This is a genomic window from Humidesulfovibrio sp. (assembly GCF_035560995.1).
Classification (GTDB): Bacteria; Desulfobacterota; Desulfovibrionia; order Desulfovibrionales; family Desulfovibrionaceae; genus Humidesulfovibrio.
The window spans coordinates 1-6,683 of the sequence record NZ_DATMYK010000224.1 but is presented as its reverse complement, the minus strand read 5'-3'; the positions used below and the strand labels follow the sequence as shown (position 1 = coordinate 6,683).

The following is a 6,683-nucleotide window of genomic DNA, read 5'->3' as shown; positions in this document are numbered from 1 at the left end:
AAAATGCAGCACCAGAGGGGCGCCCTGGTGCCCGGCGCGGCGATTCAGAATCTCGTCTATGCCCGTCTGGATGGCGGCCAGACGGGAGAACAGCGTCTCGTAGCGCCCGGGCTCAAGCTCCGTCAGGGCGCGCACCAGCTTGAACACGTTGACGCCCACTGCCGTGGCGCTGGCGCGCACGAAGCTCATGCCGAAGATGGCGGTGCCCTTGAGGGCCTCTTCAAGGTCGCTCATGATTTCCAGCGCCTTGTTGTTGGCCTCCAGCAGACGCATGAAGGCCTGGGAGCGCGCGGCGAAAAGGGCGCGCAACTCATCGTGCGTGGGCGCGGGAGAGCTGTCTGTGCCGGAAAGGGCCTGCATGATCCGGCTGAAGAACCCAGGTCGATTGGCCATGACCGACCAATCGCAGAAAAGTCCTGCCGAGACAAGCCTCTTCGGCCACAAAGAGCGGTTTTGCCCCGTCTGTGACGCGCGCGGGCGCCCATGGAGGGGCAATCCCCTTGAAACCCCTTGCATATCGCCGGTGCGGAGAGTATTGTTCAATGCTGGCCGGGGGCTCCGGCACAAGCCAGCCATACCGCATTCCGGCCGAACACGTCCGCACAAAGGGTGATCCGCATGATCGAAAGCTCTGGCTACACGAAGCTGCGCATCAAGATGATCCTGACCACCCTGGGCTTTTCGCTCATCCCGCTTTTGATCCTCGGCTTCACCATCTACCGCCAGTTCGAGGCCGCGCACACGGGCAAGGTCATCCAGCACCTGAGCCACCTTACGGAAAACAAGCGGCGCACCATCGACCTGTTCCTGAACGAGCGCCTCTCCCAGCTCATGGCCATCGCCTACACGCACAAGCTGCAGTACTTCCTGGAAGAAGGCACGCTTGAGCGCGTGTTCACCCTCATGCAGGCGCGCAGCAAACACTACATCGACCTCGGCGTCATCGACCAGAACGGCGACCACATCGTCTACACCGGCCCGTACCAGGCCATCCGCACCGCGAACTACAAGGACCAGGAGTGGTTCCACCAGGTGCAGGCCAAGGGCTTCTACATCAGCGACGTCTTCATGGGCCTGCGCAACTATCCGCACATCATCATCGCCGTCAGCCGCCGCGATGGCGACAAGACCTGGATTCTGCGCGCCACCATCGACTCGGACATCTTCGACTCCCTGGTGCAGAGCGACCAGCTGGGCGCCAACGGCGACGCCTTCCTGCTGAACGCCGACAACGTGTTGCAGTCCAAGCCGCGCTTCGGCCCCAAGCTGCTGGCCCGCATGGACCTGGGCTCCTACGCGCGCTTTCCCGGCGTGCGCACGGAGACCATCAGCGTGGACGGCAAGCCTTACATTTTCGGTCTTACCTGGCTGGAGAACAAGAACTGGATGCTCGCCATCCGCGACGACCCCTCCGAGGAGCTGATGCCGCTGGCGCACACGCGCTCCCTGGTCTGGATCATCCTGGCCGGCGGCTTCCTGCTCATCGCGGGCGGCACCATCATCACCAGCAACACCATCCTGGCGCAGCTGGTCACTTCCGAGCGGGAAAAGGCCTCGCTGAACGCAAGCCTCACCCAGTCGAGCAAGATGGCCTCCCTTGGCAAGATGGCCGCGGGCGTCGCGCACGAGATCAACAACCCGCTCGCCATCATCAAGGAAAAGGCCGGCTGGATGCGCGACCTGCTTGGCGAAGAAGACATCAAGGCCAGCCCGAACTTCAAGGAGTTCGAGGACGCCATCGCCAAGATCGAGTACCACGTGACCCGCGCCAAGGACGTGACGCACCGGCTGCTGGGCTTCGCCCGCCGCATGGACCCCATCCATGAGGACGTGAACATCAACGAGGTCATCAGCCAGACCATCACCTTCCTGCAGAATGAGGCCAGATACCGCGCCATCGAGATCCACACCGGATTCCAGAAGGATCTGCCCTTCGTGGCCAGCGACTCGGCCCAGCTACAGCAGGTATTCCTGAACATCATCGACAACGCCATCGACGCCATCGGCAAGGACGGCAACATACATATCCGCACCATGGCCGTGCACGACCCGAACGAAATCATCATCACCATCAAGGACTCCGGCCCCGGCATCCCCAAGGAGAAGCTGGACAAGATCTTCGACCCCTTCTTCACCACCAAAAAGGTGGGCGAGGGCACGGGCCTGGGCCTCACCATCAGCTTCAGCATCATCCAGAAGCTCGGCGGGCGCATCAAGGTGGAGAGCGAAGAAGGCCACGGGGCGACCTTCATCATCAGCCTGCCGCTGGACAAAGACTAGCCCCGAAAGCCGGGCAGCCAAGGAGCGCCAATGGACATCAACATACTCCTGGTGGACGACGAGGCCGACTTCGTCGAAACCATGACCAAGCGCTTCCGCATCCGCAAGCTGCCCGTCACCTCCGCAGGCAGCGGGCTGGAAGCCTTGAAGCTCATCGACGAGCAGGACTTCGACGTCGTCATCCTGGATGTGCGCATGCCCGGCATGGACGGCATGGAGGTGCTGCGCCAGATCCGCGCCAAGCGCCCCCTCACCGAGGTCATCATGCTCACCGGCCATGCCTCCCTCGACGCGGGCATGCAGGGCATGAGCCTGGGCGCGTACGACTACGTCCTCAAACCGGCGGACTTCGACGAGCTGCTGGACAAGGTGCGCCGGGCGGCCGAGCGCAAGGCCCTCAATGTCAGCGCCCAGGCCAGAGGCTAACCACCCCGGCGGCACCGGGCAGCTGCTCTCCAAGGCCACCGGAGCGCGGGTATGGCGGGAGCACCGGCTGGTGCTCTGGCTGCACTTTTTGCTGCCGCCTGTGCTGGCCGCCCTGGTGGTGGCGGCAACCTTCGCCACTCCGCCCCTGGCGGCCTTCATGGCCGCAATCGTGCTCATCCTGGCGGCCTGTTCGGCGCGCGGACTCATGTCCAGCCTGTCCGAGGCCGAGGAAGCCAAGAACTCGCTCAACGCCCAGCTCATCCAGTCCCAGAAGCTGGCCGCCGTGGGTGAACTTTCCGCGGGCATCGCGCACGAGATCAATAATCCCATCGCCATCATCGCCCAGGAAACGGAATGGGCCACGCACCTGCTGGCCGAGGCGGAGAAGCAATCCGGCGCGGACTTCGCCGAGGTGCGCGACTCCCTGCGCGAGATCCGCTCCCAGGTGGACCGCTGCAAGAACATCACCCACAAGCTGCTGGACTTCGCCCGCAAGCGCGAGCCCGTGCTGCAGGAGGTGGATGTGGCGCGCCTGGTGGACGACATGGCGCGCCTGGTGGACAAGGAAGCCTCATACAAGAACGTCACGCTCACGCGCACCCTGCCGGAGGACCTGCCGCGCCTGCGCACCGACGCGCCCCTGCTGCGCCAGGTGGTGCTGAACCTCATGACCAACGCCCTGCACGCCGTGGACAAGGGCGGGCTCATCGAAGTCACCGCCCAGGCCGACGAGGACGTCATGGACATCCGCGTCACCGACAACGGGCACGGCATTGCTCCGGAGAACATGGAGAAGATCTTCAATCCCTTCTTCACCACCAAGCCGCCGGGCCAGGGCACGGGCCTGGGGCTTTCCCTGTGCCACAACCTGGTGCAGGGCATGGGCGGCACCATCCTGGTGGACAGCATCGTGGGCCGGGGCACCACCTTCACCGTGCGCCTGCCGCGCTATTTCCCCGGTCAGCCGCGCGAGCCCCAGCTCCTCCATCCCCTTGGCCTGCCCCTCGGCCACCCGCTGAGCCACACCTAGGAGCCGCAGGTGATACGCATCCACACCCATGACGGCCAGCACCTGGAGCTTGCGCCGGACCAGCGCCTTACCCTGGCCCAGGCGATTTTTCTGGCGCCCACGGGCGGCGCGGGGCTGTGGGACGGCGTGCCCCTGTGCGCGGGCCTGGGAAAATGCGGCCTGTGCCGCGTGCGCTACGTCTCCGCCGCGCCGCAGGCCACGGCGGACGAAGCGCGCCGCCTGGGCCAAGCCTCTCTGGACCAGGGCTGGCGGCTCTCCTGCCTGCACCCGGCGGAAACGTGCGACATCGAACTGCCGGAGCCCAAACGCTCCGGCAGGCCTCGCCAAGGCCAGCCCCAGCCCGCACAAGCCGCACAAGCCGACGCAGACATCGCCTTGGCCGTGGACCTGGGCACCACCAGCGTCCACTGGACGGCGCTCATGGGCCGCGATGTTCTTGCCTCCGGCCAGGAACTGAACCCGCAAATGGGCCTGGGCAGCGAGGTCATGTCGCGCCTGGGCTTTGCCGCGCGGCCCGGCGGCGCGGAGATTCTGCAAAACCTCATTCTGGACCGCCTGCGCCAGCTTGCGCGCGCGGCCGGGGCCCGGGCCGGACGTCCAGTGACGCGCTTGTGCGTGGCGGGCAACAGCGCCATGACCTATATTTTGCTGGGCCTGCCCGTGGGTGGGCTGGCCCGCGCGCCCTACAGCCTGGGCTACGCCGGGGGCGACGACAGAAGCATCGCGCCGGATCTGCCGGAAACGCGCATTCCGCCGCTCCTGGCCCCCTTTGTGGGCGGCGACCTGAGCGCTGGCCTGGCCGCGCTGACCTTTGGCCCTGAAGCGCCGCGCTATCCGTTTCTGCTGGCCGACCTGGGCACCAACGGCGAATTCGTGCTGGCCCTCTCGCCCTCGGAATATCTGCTGGCCAGCGTTCCCATGGGCCCGGCCCTGGAAGGGGTCGGCCTGCGCCATGGCCGCACGGCCGCGGCCGGGGCGGTGCGCGCCTTTGCCCTTACCCCGGCGGGGCTCAAGCCAGAATACGTGGAGCGCCCGCCCCTGCCGGACGAAGACCCCGGCATCACCGGCGTGGGCTACCTGTCGCTTGCGGCCGCGCTCCTGCGCGCCGGGGTGCTGGACGAGTCGGGCCGCTTCATGGTACCCGCCACGCCCTTGGGGCAGCGGCTGGCAAAAGGCCTTGCCAGCGTAAATGGCGAAGCCTCGCTCGCTCTCGGATCCGGCCTTTTCCTGCCCGCCTCGGACGTGGAGGAGCTGGTGAAGGTCAAGGCGGCCTTCAATCTGGCCCTTTCGCGCCTGCTGGCCGAGGCCGCCCTGCCCGCCTCGGCCCTGGCGGCCGTGCATCTGGCCGGGGCCATGGGCGAGCATGTGAGCGCCCGCGACCTCGTGACCCTGGGCTTCCTGCCCGAGGCCCTGGCGGGCGTGCTGCTGCGCGCCGGGAACACGTCGCTCAAGGGCTCGCAACTGTTGCTGAACTCTCCCGAAGCCTGGGACTGGGTCCGCGCCCTTCCGGCCAAGTGCCGCGCGCTTGATCTGGCCTCGGACCCCGGCTTCGGCTCCCTGTATGTTGAAAGGATGGTGCTGCGCCATGTCGCCTGAACAACTTTTTCCGCGCCCCAGCCGGGAGTTTCTTACTCTGCTGGCGGGCCTGCCCAAGCACCTGGACGCGGCCATGCCCCTGCGCCGCCAGCATCGCCGCGAACTGCCCGGCGACATCCGCCACCTGTCGCACCTGCTCACCGACGAGCGCGGCGACCTGAGGCGCGACTATCTGGCCGACCCGGCGGCGCTGTCCGCCTACATGCGCTACTTCCTGCCCTGGAACATCTACCGCCTGGGCATCCTTTTCGCCGGGCTGGCCCTTGATCCGGGCGGCGACACGCCAGATAACGCGGCCACCATCATCGACCTGGGCACCGGCCCGCTGACCACGCCGCTCGCCCTGTGGATGAGCCGCCCGCACCTGCGCAAGCGCCCGCTGACCTTCATCTGCGTGGACCGCGCGCCCAAGCCCATGCGCCTGGGGCTCGACACCCTGCACAGCCTGGCCGCGTCCCAGGGGGGCATCGCGCCCTGGAAGGTCACTCTGGTAAAGGGCCCGCTGGACGCCCGCCTGCGCGAAAAGGCCGACCTGCTCGTCATGGCCAACGCCCTGAACGAAGTGCTGCACCGGGGCGAGAGCGAAGACCTGCTGGAGACCGCCGACGACCTGGCCTGGCACCTTTCGGGCATGCTGACCCCCACGGGCGCGCTGTGCGTGGTGGAGCCCGGCGTTCGCCCCTCCGCGCACCTCATGGCCGCGCTGCGCCGAGGCTTTTTGCACCATGGCCTGAAGCCCCTGGCCCCCTGCCCGCACGAGGAGCCCTGCCCCATGAGCGGCCGGGGCTACACGGCCTGGTGCCACTTCAATTTCGACGCCGAGGCCGCACCCGGCTGGCTCAAAAAGCTGTCCGAAGAGGCCCGGCTGACCAAGGACAACGTGAGCCTGAGCTTCCTCAACTTCTCGGCCAAGGGCCGCAAGCTGGAAGCGCCGCAGGGCAAGTCCCTGGTGCGCGCCGTGTCCGGCCCCTTCGAGCTGCCCGCGCCCGCCACGGCCCAGGGCGGCATGGCTCCGCACCGCTTCGGGCAGTATGCCTGCTCCGAGCGCGGCCTGACGCTTTTGAGCCTGCCCAGGAAGCACCTTGTGCCCCTGCCCGGCGCGCTCATCGAAGCCGCTTGGCCCGAATTCCCGGAAACCGACGCCAAGTCCGGCGCGCTGGTGCTGCCCATGGGCGGCGATGCGCTGATCCCAGCCATGAAGCCCACGGCCCCGGCGGGAAAAGCGCCCGGCAAGCCCGCTCAGGGCAAAGCGGCCCCGCCAAGGCGCGACAGGGACGCCGACGCCGCCAGACCAGACAGACCAGACAGGCCAGACAGATCAGACAAGCCCGCAAGATCCGCGAAGCCTGAC

5 protein-coding genes and 1 pseudogene are annotated in these 6,683 nt (G+C 67.1%); 5 read left to right on the top strand and 1 reads right to left on the bottom strand.

The features are described 5' to 3' along the window. Window positions 1-393 (bottom strand): annotated as a pseudogene (locus tag VN419_RS08930) (pyruvate, water dikinase); the annotation flags it as partial. 225 nt (window positions 394-618) lie between these two features. Between VN419_RS08930 and VN419_RS08925 the strand changes: the two are divergent. The 5 genes from VN419_RS08925 to VN419_RS08905 form a co-directional block, all read left to right on the top strand. After that, window positions 619-2,280, top strand: coding sequence for a sensor histidine kinase (locus VN419_RS08925; RefSeq protein WP_325646642.1), 1,662 nt, complete (start codon window positions 619-621; stop codon window positions 2,278-2,280). Window positions 2,281-2,310: 30 nt separating this feature from the next. Further along, the gene (locus VN419_RS08920) at window positions 2,311-2,706 is read left to right on the top strand and encodes a response regulator (RefSeq protein ID WP_325646640.1); all 396 of its coding nucleotides are present in this window, start codon (window positions 2,311-2,313) and stop codon (window positions 2,704-2,706) included. Then, window positions 2,681-3,736 (top strand): sensor histidine kinase, encoded by a 1,056-nt coding sequence (locus tag VN419_RS08915; RefSeq protein WP_325646638.1) that lies wholly within the window; start codon window positions 2,681-2,683, stop codon window positions 3,734-3,736. Before VN419_RS08920 ends, VN419_RS08915 begins: the two co-directional genes overlap by 26 nt. Before the next feature lie 9 nt (window positions 3,737-3,745). Continuing rightward, complete coding sequence (locus VN419_RS08910; RefSeq protein WP_325646636.1) at window positions 3,746-5,332, top strand: ASKHA domain-containing protein; 1,587 nt, start codon at window positions 3,746-3,748, stop codon at window positions 5,330-5,332. Then, on the top strand, window positions 5,322-6,683 hold a 1,362-nt coding region (locus VN419_RS08905), incomplete at its 3' end, for a small ribosomal subunit Rsm22 family protein (protein ID WP_325646634.1). The genes VN419_RS08910 and VN419_RS08905, both read left to right, overlap by 11 nt.

Bases quoted from the DNA above. Each gene is read 5' to 3' on its own strand.
- VN419_RS08920 (WP_325646640.1), top strand. From the start codon at position 2,311: ATGGACATCAACATACTCCTGGTGGACGACGAGGCCGACTTCGTCGAA.
- VN419_RS08925 (WP_325646642.1), top strand. From the start codon at position 619: ATGATCGAAAGCTCTGGCTACACGAAGCTGCGCATCAAGATGATCCTG.
- VN419_RS08915 (WP_325646638.1), top strand. From the start codon at position 2,681: ATGTCAGCGCCCAGGCCAGAGGCTAACCACCCCGGCGGCACCGGGCAG.